The organism is Neisseriaceae bacterium CLB008, assembly GCA_041228285.1.
Lineage (GTDB): Bacteria > Pseudomonadota > Gammaproteobacteria > Burkholderiales > Neisseriaceae > JAGNPU01.
This window is the reverse complement of record CP166133.1, coordinates 1660032-1674989: the sequence shown is the minus strand read 5'-3', so window position 1 is coordinate 1674989 and position 14958 is coordinate 1660032. Positions and strand designations below refer to the sequence as shown.

Genomic DNA, 14958 nt, shown 5'->3' with positions numbered 1-14958 from the left:
AAAACGGCACGCGATCAGGCGTGCCGTTTTGTGTGTGCGGGCTAGGATTAAGCGGCGATGGCGGCGGCGATTTGTTCGCCTAAGGCCTTGATGGCGTCTAGATCGCCTACTTCTTTGGCATGTAGGTTCATGCTTTCGCCTTCATAGCGGGGAATTAAATGATAATGGACGTGGTCGACGGTTTGGCCGGCTACTGCACCATTAAACTGGCACATGGTTAAGCCTTGGGCACCGGTGACGGCCATCAACGCCGGGGCGATTTTTTTGGCGGTGGCAATGCAGGCTTGGGCGCCTTCGGTCGACAGTTCAAACAGGGTCACGGCAGGCTCTTTGGTCAGGATGAGCGTGTGGCCTGTGGATTGCGGCATGATGTCCATGAGCACATAAGTGTGCTCGTCTTCATAGACTTTAAAAGAGGGGGCTTCGCCGCGGATGATTTTGGCGAAAATATTATTGCTGTCGTAGCTCATGATGGTCTCCTTGGGAAGCATCTATGGTCTCATCAAATCGTGGCTGAGACAATCCTATTGCGGTCAGAATACGGCTGGCGTATTGGTTTGGCTTGGCTTAAGATAAAGCTTGGTTAAATAGGAGGATGGCAATGGGGACGGTACAAGTGTGCTTGGGCGACATAACCCAGATGAAGGTAGACGCAATCGTGAATGCGGCCAATACGTCTTTATTGGGCGGTGGTGGCGTTGATGGTGCGATTCACCGCGCTGGCGGGCCAGCGATTTTGGCCGAGTGCCATGCGATTCGCGCCAAACAGGGCGGCTGTGCCGTGGGCGAGGCGGTGATCACTACGGCGGGGCTGTTGCCGGCGCATCATGTGATTCACACGGTAGGCCCTGTATGGCAGGGTGGTCAGCAACAGGAGGCGGCCTTATTGCGCCAAGCCTACGACAATTGCTTTGCCGTGGCGGCAGCGCATGGCTTGAAGTCGTTGGCGTTTCCCAATATCAGCACCGGCGTGTATCGCTTTCCTAAGCCTGAAGCCGCACGCATTGCGTGGGCGGCGATGACGGAAAACCTGCGTCGTTATCCTGAGATTGAGACGGTTTGGGCGGTGTGCTTTGATGAAGAAAATTGGGCGCTGTACGAGGCGCTGGCGGCAAGGCCTTTGCCGTCCTAAACAAAAAACCACCCTAGGGTGGTTTTTTTATGGGTCATGGTTGGCCTAGAGTAGCTCGAGGGCGACCGCCGCTTGAACCAGATCGGCCAAAGAGGGCGAGGCCATTTTGGCGATCATATTGGCGCGGTGACCTTCAACGGTTTTACGGTTGACGCCTAGGGCGTCGGCGGTTTCCTGATTGGACAGGCCGCGCACCACGTGTTGGAACACTTCTTTTTCACGCTTGGTCAAGGTGTTGTAGCGGGCTTTTAAGGCCTGTTTTTCGTGCACGCTGGCTTTGTGCGCTTTGTCTTGCGTTAAGGCCATCTGAACGTGGTCGATCAACACTTGGTCGTCGAAGGGTTTTTCTAAAAAGGTCAGCGCGCCTTGCTGTAAGGCGGTGACGGCGGTGTCGATGCTGCCATGAGCAGAAATCATGATCAGCGGCAGGTCGATGTGGTATTTGGCCAGATTTTTTTGCGCGTTGATGCCGCTTAAGCCCGGCATGCGTAAATCCATGATGATACAGCCTTCGGCGTCGCTTGGGCATTGCTCCAGAAAATCTTGGGCATTGTCAAAGCACACGACGTCTAAATGGACGGAATTAAGCAACCATTTAAGCGAATCGCGCACATCTACATCATCGTCGATGATGTACACGCGTTGCGGGGTGTCTGCTGGATTCATGAGTGGCCTTTGCGAAAAAACGGTCGAACGGCGTATTTTAACATAAGCGCTTTGGCCTGGCTGCGAGATTTGCCGCTAAGCTGTGGCGCGCTGGGTTTAAATGCTGGTCATTAAAGTAAAGTAAAAGCTAGTGCCGCCTTCGGGGTTGTTTTGCGCCCACAGTTCGCCCCCCAATGCCTCGATCAGCGAGCGGCTGATGGCCAAGCCTATGCCCAGACCTGAGGATTTAGTGGTGAAAAAGCGCTCAAACACTTTGTCGGCTTCAGCCGGTAGGCCCATGCCAAAATCTTTGACCTGTACCTGAAGATGGGCGGTGTCGTATTGGCTGACGGTGATTTGGATGACTTTATCGCGACCGTCTGGGCAGTCGGCGTAGGCTTCGATGGCGTTGACCATCAGATTGAGCAACACTTGTTCGACCTGAATGCGGTCGGTTTCGACTAGGGGGATGTCGGCCGGTACCGTGGTTTCAAAGCGGACGTGCTGGCGTTTGGCCTTGGGGTGGCAAAATTCGACTAAATCTTCGATGACGTCGCCGAGGCCGAACAGCTCTTTTTTAAATGGTTCGCGTTGGCGGGTGAAGTCCATCATGCGGTGAATTATTTCGCCAGCGCGCAGCGCCGTAGCGGTGGCTTTTTTGATTGGATATTCCACATCGGCCCAAGCAATATTGGCCTCTTGGCCAAAACGCCGTTCGATGCCCCGCAGATAATTGACGATGGCGGTGAGCGGCTGATTCAGCTCATGCGCTAGGCTCGATGCGAGTTCGCCCATGGCCACCATGCGGCCGGCGTGGTTGATCTCTGTTTGGTATTGGGTCAGCTTGGCCTCGGCGGCACGGGCCTCGGTTAAGTCGTGGGCAACGAGGGAAAAATAGTCCAGCTCGGCCGTCATCGACATATGCGCCAAAACCTCTATAGAAACGGGGATGGCCACGCTTGAATTCAGCTGGCGCATCGAGAGTTCGCCGCGCCAGCTGCCGTGTAGGCTGGCTTTAACTAGGGCGTGTTGCAGTAGCTGCTGATAGTCGGCCTCGGGGAATAATTCACTCAGTTCGAGGTTTTCTGGCTGCTTGTGGTGGAGCGATAAGGTGTTGCGGGCGGCTTCGTTGATGTATTTAACCCGATGCTGCAAAGATGCAAAAATCACCATGTCGCTGGTGCTTTCCATGACTTGAACCAGTCGGCGGTTGGTCTGGTCGGCCAAAATACGGTGGCTGATGTCGCGTGACACCACCAGGATTTCTTTGATTTCGCCGCTGTGCTTGTCGCGAATGGTGCGGCTGGTGCTTTCTAGCCAAATGTATTCGCCGCTTTTACTGCGAAACCGATAGGTATGGGTATACAGGCCGCGGCTGTAGTTGACGTTGCGGGTGCGGCGTTTAAAGTTTTCGACGTCGTCAGGATGATATAAATCGTAGGCAGATACGCCGATGATTTCCTCCACGCTGTAGCCCAATAAGTGGGTGATGGCCGGAGAGGCGTAAATAAAGCAGCCACGGTCAGGTGTGTGGCGAGAAATCATGTCGGTCGATTGTTCGGCCATTTCTGCCAGCATGCGGTTGCGTTCGGTTTCGTCGGCTAAGGCCGTCAGTTTGGTCTGCTGTGCCATGCTCAACATGTTCAAAGAACTGAGTTGTCGGAACGGGAGAGTATACATGATCTGCCTGCTTTTCAATACGGTGGCCAAAGCGCTCAAAAGGACGGCGCCCATCATGAAGATGGGCGCCGCTGGGTTTAACGTAACAGCAGTTTGCTGAACAGCTTAAACTGAGGGTGGCTGGAGTCGCGCACCCACTCAAAGCCCAGCATTTCAGCCGTGATGATGTGGATGCCGGCAGCGCGCATGCGTTGACAGGCCAGCTCGGTTTCTAGAGGGTTACGCGCCGAGATGGCATCGGCCACCACGTAGACGGTTTTACCCTGTGCTAAGAAGCCAAAGGCGGTTTGAATGATGCAGGCTTGGGCTTCCATGCCGCATAAAATCACGCTGTTTTTAGCGGTTTTGGCCAAGCGGTCGCAAAATTCAGTGGATTCGGCGCAGGAAAACACGGTTTTGCCGACGAAGGCGTCTTGACCTAATAGCTCAACCAAGGGCTCTGCGCTGTGGCCTAGGCCTTGTGGGTATTGCTCTGAGCCTAAAACAGGTACATCTAGGGCCTGGGCTAGGGTGATCAATGCCTGGCATTTTTGCACCAAGGCTTCGCTTTGGTGAATGCCGCCCAATAGTCGGCCTTGCACGTCGATGACCAATAAGGCGCTGTCTTGTACGTTGACTAACATAGTCTCTCCTTAATCAATAAAGCCTTAAGCTTCTTTCGGACGACGATCCACCATATTGGTGGCCACGCCGGTGGCGACCACTTGGCCTTTGACCGTGCACACGGTTTCTAATTTCACGCGACGACGTTCGGTGTCGATCTCAATCACGGTGGCGGTGGCGGTGACGGTGTCGCCAATGTGTACCGGAGCCTTAAAGCTGAGCTGTTGATCCACATAGATGGCGCCAGGGCCAGGCAGGCGTGTGCCTAAAACGGCAGAAATCAAGCCAGCGCTGAACATGCCGTGCACGATGCGTTGACCAAAGCGAGTGGTCTCGGCGTATTCGGCATTGATGTGAACAGGATTGTCGTCACCGGTGACGCCGGCAAACAGCACCACGTCCGCGTCGGTAATGGTTTTGGCGTAGGCAGCGCTCATGCCAACTGTTAAGTCTTCTAAATAGTAACCATGTAGATTTGTCATATAGGCTTTCTTAGTCGTTGTTGTTCGGGTTAGTGAGTGTCACTGTAAGGGTATTCCAACATAAAAGCAAGTATTAATACTTGATTTATATTTTTGACTCTGTTAGCCTGAAATCATGTTCGGTCGACAGATCGAAGCGCCAAAGAATCACCCACAGGGAGAACTCAAAATGAGCAATACGTCGATTAGCCTATTTGATAAAGCGTTAAAGAGCTGGCTGCCTAAGAGCTGGCGAGGCCAGGAGGGTGCGGCGGTGCTGAGCGCCTCTTCAACGCTGTCGCCTAATCTTGACGGTAAAGACATTGAGACCCTGCGCCAGTGGATCGACAGCTGTTTGGCTAAAGATGGCTGCCAGGTGACGGCACGCTCTCGTGCGGCCACCTTGGGCACGCATTTCTTACATTTGAGCGACGTCGGTCGACTGCGTTTTTTACGCCTTTTGGCCCAAAACGACTATGGCGTGGAAGAAGATAAGGTTCAGGCCGCCATCACCGCATGGCAAAACTGTAGCGTGGGCGGGGCCTGTGCCGAGCCTGAAAGCAGAGTGGCCGCAGAAGAAGCCTTGCGCCAAGCTTTAGAACCACGTCGGATTAAGCTGTTGAAACAGTTTAACGGCCTCCAGTCTGGGGTAAAGTTTTTAGTTGACCTGCGTGCAGAAGTGTTGCGTTTACGTAAAAAGCATCCAGAGCTGGCGCCTTTAGAAGTGGATTTAAAAAGCCTGCTCAGCAGCTGGTTTGATATTGGCCTGTTACAGCTAGAGCAGATCGGCTGGCATTCCAGCGCCGAAACCCTAGAAAAGCTGATTGCCTACGAAGCAGTTCACACGATTAAAAGCTGGAAGGATTTAAAAAATCGCTTGGATTCTGATCGCCGCTGCTTTGCTTTCTTCCACCCCAATATGCCAAAAGAGCCATTGATTTTTGTGGAAGTGGCCTTGGTGAACGGGATTGCCGATAGCGTGCAAAAGTTGTTGGATGAAGAAGCCCCTTTAGAGGATTTGAATAAGGCCGATACGGCGATTTTCTATTCGATATCCAATGCGCAAATGGGCTTAGCGGGCATCAGCTTTGGTAATTTTTTGATCAAACAAGTGGTGCAAGAGCTGCGTGAAGAGTTTGCGCAATTGAAAAACTTCGCCACCTTGTCGCCGATTCCAGGTTTTAACCGTTGGTTGGCGCAGCAAGATGCCGACACATTGATGACTTTGCCCGGCGGTAAGGAATGGCTGGCGTTGCAAGACAACGAAGCCGGTGGCGGTGCCAAAGTCACCAAGGCGAAACCTAAAAAGGTAGCTAAGGGCGAAGACCCTAAAAAAGAAGCCTTGCTGCGGCTGGTGGCGCACTACCTCAGCGTAGAGAAGCGCGGGGGCAAAACGGCTAAAGACCCTGTGGCTCATTTTCACCTCAGTAACGGCGCCCAGCTGTGTCAAATCAACTGGCAGGCCGATACGTCGGACAAAGGCGAGAAAGAGGCTGCCGGCATGATGGTTAACTATTTATATGAGCTGCCAAAAATTGAAGCGCGCAGCCAGCAGTATTCTGAACGAGGCACCGTGGCGCTGTCGCGTCCAGTGCAAAAATTACTCAAGTAGGCTGCCTACGAGCGGCCTAGATTAAACCCTACTGAGGCGGCAACCTGCCCCCAGTACCCATGATTGAATAAAAGGAGCTTGACGATGGAACAAAAAATTGCAGTGGTGACCGGTGCGCACGGTGGTTTGGGCGAAGCTATGTGTAAAGCCTTGATTGAACAAGGCCGTAAAGTGATTGGCACCTATTATCCGGGCGCTGAAACCGAAGCCGCGGCTTTGGCTTGGCAAAAAGACATGCAGGCGGCGGGTTTTGAGCTGGCTCTGTACGCGCTTGACGTGACCGACGCCGATGCCTGTGTGGCGTTTTATGCTCAAGCGCAAGCCGAGCATGGCCCTGTAAGCATCTTGGTGAACAACGCCGGCATTACCCGTGACGCACCAGTGAAGCGCATGAAAGTTGAGCAATGGCGCGCCGTCATCGACACCAACCTAAGCGCCATGTTCAATATGGTTCAGCCCGTGTTTGACGCCATGTGTACTCAAGGCTGGGGCCGCATCGTGAACATTTCTTCTTTAAACGGTGAAAAAGGCCAGTTTGGTCAAGCCAACTATGCTGCGGCTAAAGCGGGCGTATATGGCTTAACCAAATCTTTGGCGCAAGAGGGCGCACGTAAAGGCGTGACCGCCAACGCCGTGTCTCCTGGCTACATCGACACGCCGATGGTGCGCCAAGTACCGGAAGACATCTTGAACAAGATCATTGCTGGGGTACCTGTAGGCCGTTTGGGCACGCCTGAAGACATTTCACGCGCCGTGGCCTTCTTGACCGCTGACGATGCAGGCTTCATGACCGGTACCAATTTGTCGATTAACGGCGGCCAATACATGTAAGGAGTAGTTGACCATGGCATACCAAGCCCCTATCAGCGACATGCTGTTTGTGCTGAATGATTTACACGACTTTGCCGCCGTGGTCGACGCTTGCGCCTGTGAAGACGCGAGTGCCGATCTGGTTGAGGCGATTCTGGAAGAGGGCGGCAAGCTGGCCGCCGAAGTGATTGCGCCCTTGAACCACAGCGGCGACATGGCGGGCGTGACCTTAGACGGTGACGGCCGCATCACCACCCCCGCAGGGTTTAAAGAGGCTTACCAAGCCTTTGTTGACGGCGGCTGGGGCGGCATTCAGTTTGGCAGCGACTATGAAGGCCAAGGCCTACCGTTTGCGCTGGCCACGCCGATTCAAGAAATGATTCACGCCGCCAATATGGCGTGGGGCTTGTGTCCATTGTTGACTCAAGGCGCGGTTGAGGCGATTGAGCAAAACGCCTCAGCGGCCCTTAAAGAAAAGTTTTTACCCAATATGGTGAGCGCTCGCTGGAGCGGCACCATGAACTTGACCGAGCCTCAGGCCGGGTCTGACTTATCGAATATCCGCACCACGGCCAAGGCCGAGGGCGATCATTACTTAATTCAAGGCCAAAAGTGCTTCATCACCTGGGGTGAGCACGACATGGCCGAAAACATCGTGCATCTGGTCTTGGCCAGATTACCGGGGGCACCTGAAGGCGTGCGCGGTATTTCGCTGTTTTTAGTGCCCAAAATCATGGTCAACGCCGACGGCAGCCTGGGCGAGGCCAACGACTGTCGCGTGCTGTCGATTGAGCACAAAATGGGCATCCACGCCAGCCCAACCTGTGTGATGAGCTTTGGCGACAACGGCGGCGCCGTGGGCTATTTAGTCGGTGCTGAAAACCGTGGTCTGGCCTGCATGTTCACCATGATGAACAATGCCCGCCTCACCGTTGGCCTGCAAGGCGTGTCGATTTCAGAGCGTGCTTATCAGCATGCCTTGGCCTATAGCCAAGAGCGGGTTCAGGGCGTGGCACCAGGCTTTAGCGAACCAGGCCCCATCATTCGCCATCCCGACGTGCGCCGTATGCTGCTGTTGATGCGCAGCTTAACCGAAGCCGGTCGCGCCTTGGCCTATTTGGCCTGTCGCGAAGTGGATTTAGCCAAGCATGTCGCCGATCCTGACGCCTTAGCCCGCCATCAGCGGCGCTTGGACTTACTCACGCCCTTGGTGAAGGGCTGGTGTACCGAGATGGCGCAAGAGGTGACGGCTTTAGGCGTACAGTGCCACGGCGGCAGCGGCTTTGTGGAAGAGGCCGGCGCGGCGCAGCATCAGCGCGATGCACGCATTTTGCCGATTTACGAAGGCACCAACGGCATTCAGGCCATGGACTTAGTGGGCCGTAAGGTGTTGCGCGATCAGGGCTTGGCGATGAATGAGCTGCTGGCAGAAATGCAGCAAGACGCCGCCGCGTGGTCAGGCCTGGCCGCGATTGACGGTGCCTATGTGGCCTTGTTTGGCCAGTCGCTACAGGCGCTGGAAGCGGCGACGGCAACGCTATTATCCCAAGGCGAAGCCGACCCTAACTTGCCGGGTGCTATGGCGTTTAACTATTTAATGCTGGCGTCAACCGTGGTGACTTCGTGGCAGATGCTGCGCGCTTGGGCACTGGTGGCGGATGAGACGCGCAGCGCGCATCTGTCGGAACCGTTTAAACGCAGCAAGCAACACACCTGTGGTTTTTACCTGGCCCACGTTTTGCCTCGCTATTTGGCGTATGCGCAAATCATCGCCTTTGGCAGCAAAGACGTGATGGCCTTGGCTGAGGCTGATTTTTAAGCTACCGCAGACAATCTAAGCAGCGCACGGATAATAAACCATAATAGAGGAGAACGTGATGTTGATTAATGGCCAATGGCGTTTAGCCGAAAACCGCTTTTCGGTTCACAACCCAGCCACCGGTGCGTGGCTGGGGGATGTGGGCGACGCCACCCCTGCCGATATTGAGGCGGCGATCGCCGCCGCCCACCAGGCTTTTCCCGCCTGGTCGGGCACCAACCCTTATGAACGTGCCCGTCTATTAGGCGAGGCGCACCGCCTGATGCTGGCGCAAAAAACCGAGCTGGCTGAGCTCATGAGCCAAGAGCAGGGCAAGCCCTTGAAGGCGGCTCTGAACGAGGTGCAGTACGGCGCCGATTTTTTGAGCTGGTATGCCGAGGAGGCTAAGCGCATCTATGGCGAGACCATTCCATCTGGCCGTGATAATCAGCGCTTTTTGGTACAGCACCAGGCCGTCGGCGTGGTCGGTGCCATCACGCCTTGGAATTATCCGATTTCCATGATTACCCGAAAGCTGGCGCCAGCCTTAGCGGCCGGCTGTACCGTGGTGCTGAAACCGGCCGAAAGCACACCGCTGTGCGCCGTGGCGATGATGAAAATCTTTGAAGCCGCTGGCTTTCCTGCCGGCGTGGTGAATTTAATCACCGTGAGTCGTCCCGACGCGGTTGGCGAGGCGTTTTGCCAAGACCCCAGAATACAAAAACTGACCTTCACCGGCTCTACGGCCGTGGGTAAAAAGCTGAATGCGCTCGCTGCGGCCCATTTAAAGCGGGTGTCGCTAGAGTTGGGTGGCCATGCGCCGGCCATTGTGTGTGCCGATGCCGACCCAGTACATGCGGCCAAAGGCTTGGCGCTGGTGAAATTCCTGAATACCGGCCAGGCCTGCATCAGCCCTAACCGTCTGTTTGTGCATCAAGACATCATGGCACCTTTTTTGGCCGAGCTGGTGAAACGCGTGAGCGCACTTAAAGCAGGGCCAGGCTTAGAGCCGGGCAACAGCATTGGCCCCCTCATCAATGCAGCTGCGCTGAATAAGGTTGATGCTCAGGTCAAAGACGCTGTGGCCAAAGGCGCCACGCTGCTGTGCGGCGGCCAACGGTTGCTGCATGACGGGCTTGATCAAGGCTATTTCTATGCGCCCACGGTGTTGGCGGGCGTGACTGAGGAGATGCGTATTTACCGTGAAGAAACCTTTGGCCCAGTGGCCGCCGTGTTGGCATTTGATTCGGAAGAAGCGGTCTTGCGCCAAGCCAACGACACCCAATATGGGTTGGCGGCCTATGTGTATACAGAACAATTGGCGCGCGCCATGCGGTTATTTGAAGGCTTGCGCTTTGGCATTATTGGACTAAACGACATTAACCCCACCAGTGCGGCGGCGCCATTTGGCGGCATGCAGCACAGTGGTTTAGGACGAGAAGGAGGACGTGCAGGCATTCATGAATATTTAGAAACCAAGTTAGCAGGCATGGTGATTTAGCAGTTGATATAGAGGAAATAAACTTAAAACGAAAAAACTTATAGGTGACGCAGTGGAACGCGCGCATCTGGAGGGTCATAACAATGAGCATTAAAAAACGTGCCGATGGCGCAGAACAGCCGTACTCTTTGGGCATTCTGAAGCTTAGACTACCCTTTATTCACTACAAACTGGAGATTCCCGATATTTTACAGGGCATGATTTTATGCGTCGTGCCCTTGAGCATCACGGCTTTAATGACCCAAATCTTGGGCATTCCGTTCGAGATTGCAGTGGCGTTTGTGGTCTTGAACAATTTCTTATACTTAATGCACACCAGCTTTGGTGATCCCTCTGTTGCGGGTTGGATTACCGCAGGGCTGCCGCTCTATGTGGCCTTCCTATTGGGCTATCCCGAAGGTGAGGCGCGTATCTTGGCGCTGATTGCCTTACAGCTCACGCTGGCGGTGATTTTCCTAGGACTGGGGGTGTTTAAAGGCGCCGACGCGATGGTGAAACGCATGCCGGAGTCGATTAAGGCGGGGATTTTGATTGGCGCGGGCGTGTCGTCGATTATTTCTCAATTTGGCACCGATGGCCGCATTTGGAGCATGCCGATCACCGGCCTGTTTGGCTCTGCCTTTGCCTTCTTTATGCTGTTTTCGGAAACCGCTGCGCCGCTGCGTAAACGTTATCCCTTATTCCGCTACGTGGCCCAATACGGCATTGCCGTACCGTTCTTGGTGGCCTATGTGTTCGGGATTGTGATCGGTGAAGTGGCCATGCCGACCTTAGAATGGGGCGTGGTGTCGTTCCCGGTTACAGAAATCATCCAGAACTACTCGGTGTTTGGTCTAGGCCTGCCGTCGCTACAGTATTTTATTGATGCGCTGCCTTTGGCTTTTGCCGCCTACATCATTGCCTTTGGCGATATTTTGGTGATCGACTCTATGTTTAAGCGTGCCGATGAGGCGCGCCCAGACGAGAAACTAACCTTTAGCCCGCAGCGTAACAGCATTATTTGTGCCATTCGTAACTTTATTCACGGCATGGTGGCACCAATGTTGGGCTTGTCTGGTCCGTCTTGGACCGGCGGTCAGGTTTTGGTGATCAATCGCTACGCCAGTAATCCGCGTAAAGTGGTCGACAGCTATTGGGGCGGTGCCACCAGCTTGTTCTGGGGCATGAGTATCGCCATGATGTTTGTGCCGATTGTGTCTTTACTCAAGCCTGGCTTAAACTTAGGCATGGTGATTACCTTGTTGATTCAGGGCTATTTATGTGGTTATTTGGCTATTGAAATGTTGGCCAATCGCAGCAATGTGGAGCGCGGCGTGGCCATCATGATCGGCGCCATCTTGGCGGTGAAGGGCGCGACCTGGGGTTTAGGCATTGGGATTGTGCTGTACATCTTATTAGAGCGCAATTGGCTGCAAGGCCGTGGCGAGCCTAGCGGCGAGCCTGAGCATGAGACGAAGGAATCTTGAGCATGGGAGTACACAGCATGAACGCAATCAACCGTTTTAACGACGCTTTGCCGCCCAATCCGGCCAACTTCTCAGCCTTGACGCCGCTGACCTTCTTGCGCCGCAGCGCTATGGCGCACCGCGATCGCTTGGCCGTGATTCACGGCCCGGTTCAGCGCACTTGGGGGGAAACCTATGCACGCTGTCGCCAAATGGCAGATGCTTTGGCCCAGCAAGGCATTGGCACGGGCGACGTGGTGTCGACGCTGTTGCCCAATGTGCCGGAAATGTTGGAGCTACATTTTGCCGTGGCGATGGTGGGCGGGGTGTTGAACACCATGAACACCCGCTTAGACGCTAAGACGCTGGCCTACATCTTGGATCACAGCGGCACCAAGGTGTTGTTTACCGATAAGGAGTTTCACGCCACGGCCAGCGGTGCTTTGGCCAGCTGCCAGCAAAAACCGCTGGTGGTAGACGTTGATGACGTGAATTACAGCGGCGGGGCCCTCATTGGCAGCATCGACTACGAAACCTTGCGGGCTAAGGGCAGCGTGGATTATGCCTATGCCGAAGTGGCCGACGAATGGCAGGCCATCTCACTGAACTACACCTCGGGCACCACCGGCCAGCCTAAGGGCGTGGTTTACCACCATCGTGGTGCTCACCTCAATGCCTTAAGCAATATCATCGGCATTGGGCTGTTGCCAGGATCGGTGTATTTGTGGACGCTGCCGATGTTTCACTGCAACGGCTGGTGTTACCCTTGGGCGGTAGCGGCGATTGCCGGCACCAGCGTGTGCCTGCGTCAGCCGCGGCCGGAAGCGATTTTTAACGCCATCGCCACTCATAAAGTCACCCATATGTGTGCCGCACCCATCGTGCTCAACATGATGGTGAATGCCCCGAAAGAGGTGCAAAAGCCGTTCGACCATGCGGTTAAAATCGCCACTGGTGGCGCGGCACCGGCTTCGGCCACCATTGCCAAAATGGAGGCCTTGGGCATTAACGTGGTGCACCTGTATGGCTTAACCGAAACCTATGGGCCAAGCTTGGTGTGCGAGCCTCAAGACGATTGGGTGGGGCTAGACGCCACCCAAAAAGCCACCAAAATGGCGCGCCAAGGCGTGTATTCCTTATCCATGAGCGACATGAAGGTGGCCGACGAGGAAGGGCGCGCCGTGCCTAAAGATGGCGACACCGTGGGTGAGTTATGGGTACGCGGCAACAGCGTGATGAAAGGGTATTTAGACAATCCTGCCGAAACCGCCAAAGCCTTTGAACAGGATTGGTTTCACACGGGTGACGTGGGTGTGTGGTACGAAGATGGCTATGTGCAGATTCGCGATCGCTCTAAGGACATCATTATTTCGGGCGGCGAAAATATTTCCAGCCTTGAAGTAGAAAATGCCTTATACAACCATCCTGCCATTTTGGAAGTGGCCGTGGTGGCTGCACCCGACGACTATTGGGGCGAAGTGCCTTGTGCCTTCATTACCTTGAAGTCAGGTCAAGAGCAGGTCACCAAAGACGACATCGTGGCCTATTGCCGTGAACATTTAGCCAGCTTTAAAGTGGTGAAAAAAGTGGTGTTCACCGAGGACATCCCGAAAACCTCAACCGGTAAAATCCAGAAAAAGGTGTTGCGGGCGATGTTGGTGGAAGAAGAACCTAAGTAAGCTGTGTGTGAGAGAAGCCGCCTGCGGGCGGCTTTTTTGTGGCTGCATCTGGTAGGGTGGGTAAAGCGCAGCCTACCCACGGCCTTTGAACCATAAGGCATAAAAACCGCGTGGGTCACGACCCACCCTACGGTAAAGCAGCCGCTGAGAATCAATACATCGCATCGGGTGGGTAAAGCGCAGCCTACCCACCGATTGACTGAATACCCCTGACAGCACCAGCCCACGGGCTATAGGCCGTTTTGTCAAAATAATCGAAAATCATGCGATGTCTTGAGAAGGGTGATATAGTCATGATTCTACACAAGGAGTTTATAACATGAGTTACGATAAAATCAGACGGCAAGAACTCATAGAACAATATGAGGCAGACGCACAGTTTCGGGCCCAATATGCCCAGCTGCAAGAGGCTTTTTTCAAGGCATTCGTGCATGCGCAAAAGTTAGTTGACGGCGGTACGGCCGCCATGCCAGAAGTGCATGGCGTATTGGAGCAGGCCAAACGAGGCTTCCCAGAAGACGTGGTCGAATACTTTACCTTAGAAGGCCGCGCCCGCGAATCCAAATAAGGCAGCCTAGGCCGGTAATCAACCATGCCCCCGCACAACGCAGATAGCGTGTTGGCGGGGGCATGGTCCATTCTGGCCGATTAAAAAGTGGCTTAATCCAGCTGAAACTGCTTGCGCAGGTTTTCCAACTGCTGCAAACGGCTTTTGGTTTCTTCCCAGTCGCGGTTATTTAAGGCGGCGATCAGCGTGTCGATCAACAGCATCACTGACACGTTGGTGTCCCAGCCAGAACGCCCTTCAGTATAGGCGGTGAGCACGACGTCGGCCTGGCTGGCCACGGGCGATGTCCATTGGTCGGTGATGAGGACAATGCGGCATTTACGCTCTTTTGCCAGCGTCACCAAGGTGGCCAACTCAGGCCAATAGCGGCGAATATCAAACACAATCAACACATCATTTTTACCCATGTCGACGATGTGCTCAACCCAGGTTCTGGGCATCGGGCGCAATAGCGACACCTGCGGGCGGATAGCCTGTAGGTGATGGCCGAAATATTCGGCCAAAGAGCCGGTGATGTAGCCACCGATGATCCATAAGCGATGGCGTGGTTGGCCCAACCACTCGACCACGGTTTCAAAATCAGCCAGCAATAAATGCTCGGCCGTCTGTTGCAATAACTGCTGAATATTATTGATAAACCCATGCGCAAAGCCTTGGTTGTCGGTCATGAGGTTGGGATCGCGCCGCAAGAGCGGCGACTGTAGCTTGGCGTCTAGCTCTGCGCGCAGCGCCTCTTGGAAGGCCACATAGCCATTAAAGCCGAGCTTGGCGACTAGACGCAATACGGTGGGGCCGCTGGCGGCAGATTTTTGCGCCAGTTGGGCGATGGTCTCGAGGCCGGCGAGTGGATATTGATTCAGTAACACACGGGCGACTTTGCGTTCAGCCGGTGTGTAAGCGTTGTAATCTTCGCGCAAACGCACGGCTATGGTGTTGTTGGGCATAGGCGCTTTCATCTTCAAACATGACGGGATGATTGCATTATATCGCTTTTAAGGGGCATGACCGCAATGTTTGGAATTTT

The 14958-nt window shown here is 54.4% G+C and carries 14 protein-coding genes; 8 read left to right on the top strand and 6 right to left on the bottom strand.

Going from position 1 to position 14958, the window contains the following annotated elements; all coding sequences use genetic code 11:
* Positions 1 to 47: 47 nt before the first annotated feature.
* Positions 48 to 470 carry an HIT family protein gene (locus AB8Q18_07580; GenBank protein XDZ50065.1) on the bottom strand — a complete coding sequence of 141 codons (423 nt, stop codon included), beginning with the start codon at positions 468 to 470 and terminating at the stop codon, positions 48 to 50.
* Positions 471 to 601: 131 nt separating this feature from the next.
* Between AB8Q18_07580 and AB8Q18_07575 the strand changes: the two genes are divergently transcribed.
* Positions 602 to 1132 (top strand): O-acetyl-ADP-ribose deacetylase, encoded by a 531-nt coding sequence (locus tag AB8Q18_07575; GenBank protein XDZ50064.1) that lies wholly within the window; start codon positions 602 to 604, stop codon positions 1130 to 1132.
* Positions 1133 to 1177: 45 nt separating this feature from the next.
* On the opposite strand, the gene AB8Q18_07570 is transcribed toward AB8Q18_07575, so the two are convergent.
* From AB8Q18_07570 to AB8Q18_07555, 4 genes are all read right to left on the bottom strand, one after another.
* Positions 1178 to 1798: a response regulator transcription factor gene (locus AB8Q18_07570; GenBank protein XDZ50063.1), complete on the bottom strand. Its 621-nt coding sequence runs from the start codon at positions 1796 to 1798 to the stop codon at positions 1178 to 1180.
* A 96-nt stretch (positions 1799 to 1894) separates the two neighbouring features.
* A complete protein-coding gene (locus AB8Q18_07565; protein ID XDZ50062.1) occupies positions 1895 to 3457 on the bottom strand; it encodes a PAS domain S-box protein in 1563 nt (520 codons plus the stop codon).
* A gap of 77 nt (positions 3458 to 3534) precedes the next feature.
* The gene (locus tag AB8Q18_07560) at positions 3535 to 4080 is read right to left on the bottom strand and encodes an isochorismatase family protein (GenBank protein XDZ50061.1); all 546 of its coding nucleotides are present in this window, start codon (positions 4078 to 4080) and stop codon (positions 3535 to 3537) included.
* 24 nt (positions 4081 to 4104) lie between these two features.
* Positions 4105 to 4542 (bottom strand): MaoC family dehydratase, encoded by a 438-nt coding sequence (locus AB8Q18_07555; protein ID XDZ50060.1) that lies wholly within the window; start codon positions 4540 to 4542, stop codon positions 4105 to 4107.
* A gap of 115 nt (positions 4543 to 4657) precedes the next feature.
* Between AB8Q18_07555 and AB8Q18_07550 the strand changes: the two genes are divergently transcribed.
* The 7 genes from AB8Q18_07550 to AB8Q18_07520 all read left to right on the top strand — a co-directional run bounded on the left by AB8Q18_07550 (position 4658) and on the right by AB8Q18_07520 (position 13934).
* A complete protein-coding gene (locus AB8Q18_07550) occupies positions 4658 to 6133 on the top strand; it encodes a malonyl-CoA decarboxylase (protein XDZ50059.1) in 1476 nt (491 codons plus the stop codon).
* Positions 6134 to 6217: 84 nt separating this feature from the next.
* Positions 6218 to 6964 carry an acetoacetyl-CoA reductase gene (phbB, locus tag AB8Q18_07545; GenBank protein XDZ50058.1) on the top strand — a complete coding sequence of 249 codons (747 nt, stop codon included), beginning with the start codon at positions 6218 to 6220 and terminating at the stop codon, positions 6962 to 6964.
* 13 nt (positions 6965 to 6977) lie between these two features.
* Positions 6978 to 8762, top strand: coding sequence for an acyl-CoA dehydrogenase (locus AB8Q18_07540; GenBank protein ID XDZ50057.1), 1785 nt, complete (start codon positions 6978 to 6980; stop codon positions 8760 to 8762).
* Positions 8763 to 8820: 58 nt separating this feature from the next.
* Positions 8821 to 10242, top strand: a complete 1422-nt coding sequence (locus AB8Q18_07535; protein ID XDZ50056.1) for an NAD-dependent succinate-semialdehyde dehydrogenase — start codon at positions 8821 to 8823, stop codon at positions 10240 to 10242.
* Positions 10243 to 10325: 83 nt separating this feature from the next.
* A complete protein-coding gene (locus tag AB8Q18_07530; protein ID XDZ50055.1) occupies positions 10326 to 11708 on the top strand; it encodes a hypothetical protein in 1383 nt (460 codons plus the stop codon).
* Positions 11709 to 11725: 17 nt separating this feature from the next.
* Complete coding sequence (locus AB8Q18_07525) at positions 11726 to 13366, top strand: AMP-binding protein (GenBank protein XDZ50054.1); 1641 nt, start codon at positions 11726 to 11728, stop codon at positions 13364 to 13366.
* Positions 13367 to 13685: 319 nt separating this feature from the next.
* On the top strand, positions 13686 to 13934 hold the full coding sequence (locus AB8Q18_07520) for a hypothetical protein (protein ID XDZ50053.1): 249 nt from the start codon (positions 13686 to 13688) through the stop codon (positions 13932 to 13934).
* A gap of 92 nt (positions 13935 to 14026) precedes the next feature.
* Here the strand turns inward: AB8Q18_07520 and AB8Q18_07515 are convergent, their stop codons facing one another.
* Positions 14027 to 14878 carry a MurR/RpiR family transcriptional regulator gene (locus tag AB8Q18_07515; protein XDZ50052.1) on the bottom strand — a complete coding sequence of 284 codons (852 nt, stop codon included), beginning with the start codon at positions 14876 to 14878 and terminating at the stop codon, positions 14027 to 14029.
* Positions 14879 to 14958: the final 80 nt, after the last annotated feature.

Bases quoted from the DNA above. Each gene is read 5' to 3' on its own strand.
- AB8Q18_07580 (XDZ50065.1), bottom strand. From the start codon at position 470: ATGAGCTACGACAGCAATAATATTTTCGCCAAAATCATCCGCGGCGAA.
- AB8Q18_07575 (XDZ50064.1), top strand. From the start codon at position 602: ATGGGGACGGTACAAGTGTGCTTGGGCGACATAACCCAGATGAAGGTA.
- AB8Q18_07570 (XDZ50063.1), bottom strand. From the start codon at position 1,798: ATGAATCCAGCAGACACCCCGCAACGCGTGTACATCATCGACGATGAT.
- AB8Q18_07565 (XDZ50062.1), bottom strand. From the start codon at position 3,457: ATGTATACTCTCCCGTTCCGACAACTCAGTTCTTTGAACATGTTGAGC.
- AB8Q18_07560 (XDZ50061.1), bottom strand. From the start codon at position 4,080: ATGTTAGTCAACGTACAAGACAGCGCCTTATTGGTCATCGACGTGCAA.
- AB8Q18_07555 (XDZ50060.1), bottom strand. From the start codon at position 4,542: ATGACAAATCTACATGGTTACTATTTAGAAGACTTAACAGTTGGCATG.
- AB8Q18_07550 (XDZ50059.1), top strand. From the start codon at position 4,658: ATGTTCGGTCGACAGATCGAAGCGCCAAAGAATCACCCACAGGGAGAA.
- phbB (XDZ50058.1), top strand. From the start codon at position 6,218: ATGGAACAAAAAATTGCAGTGGTGACCGGTGCGCACGGTGGTTTGGGC.
- AB8Q18_07540 (XDZ50057.1), top strand. From the start codon at position 6,978: ATGGCATACCAAGCCCCTATCAGCGACATGCTGTTTGTGCTGAATGAT.
- AB8Q18_07535 (XDZ50056.1), top strand. From the start codon at position 8,821: ATGTTGATTAATGGCCAATGGCGTTTAGCCGAAAACCGCTTTTCGGTT.
- AB8Q18_07530 (XDZ50055.1), top strand. From the start codon at position 10,326: ATGAGCATTAAAAAACGTGCCGATGGCGCAGAACAGCCGTACTCTTTG.
- AB8Q18_07525 (XDZ50054.1), top strand. From the start codon at position 11,726: ATGAACGCAATCAACCGTTTTAACGACGCTTTGCCGCCCAATCCGGCC.
- AB8Q18_07520 (XDZ50053.1), top strand. From the start codon at position 13,686: ATGAGTTACGATAAAATCAGACGGCAAGAACTCATAGAACAATATGAG.
- AB8Q18_07515 (XDZ50052.1), bottom strand. From the start codon at position 14,878: ATGCCCAACAACACCATAGCCGTGCGTTTGCGCGAAGATTACAACGCT.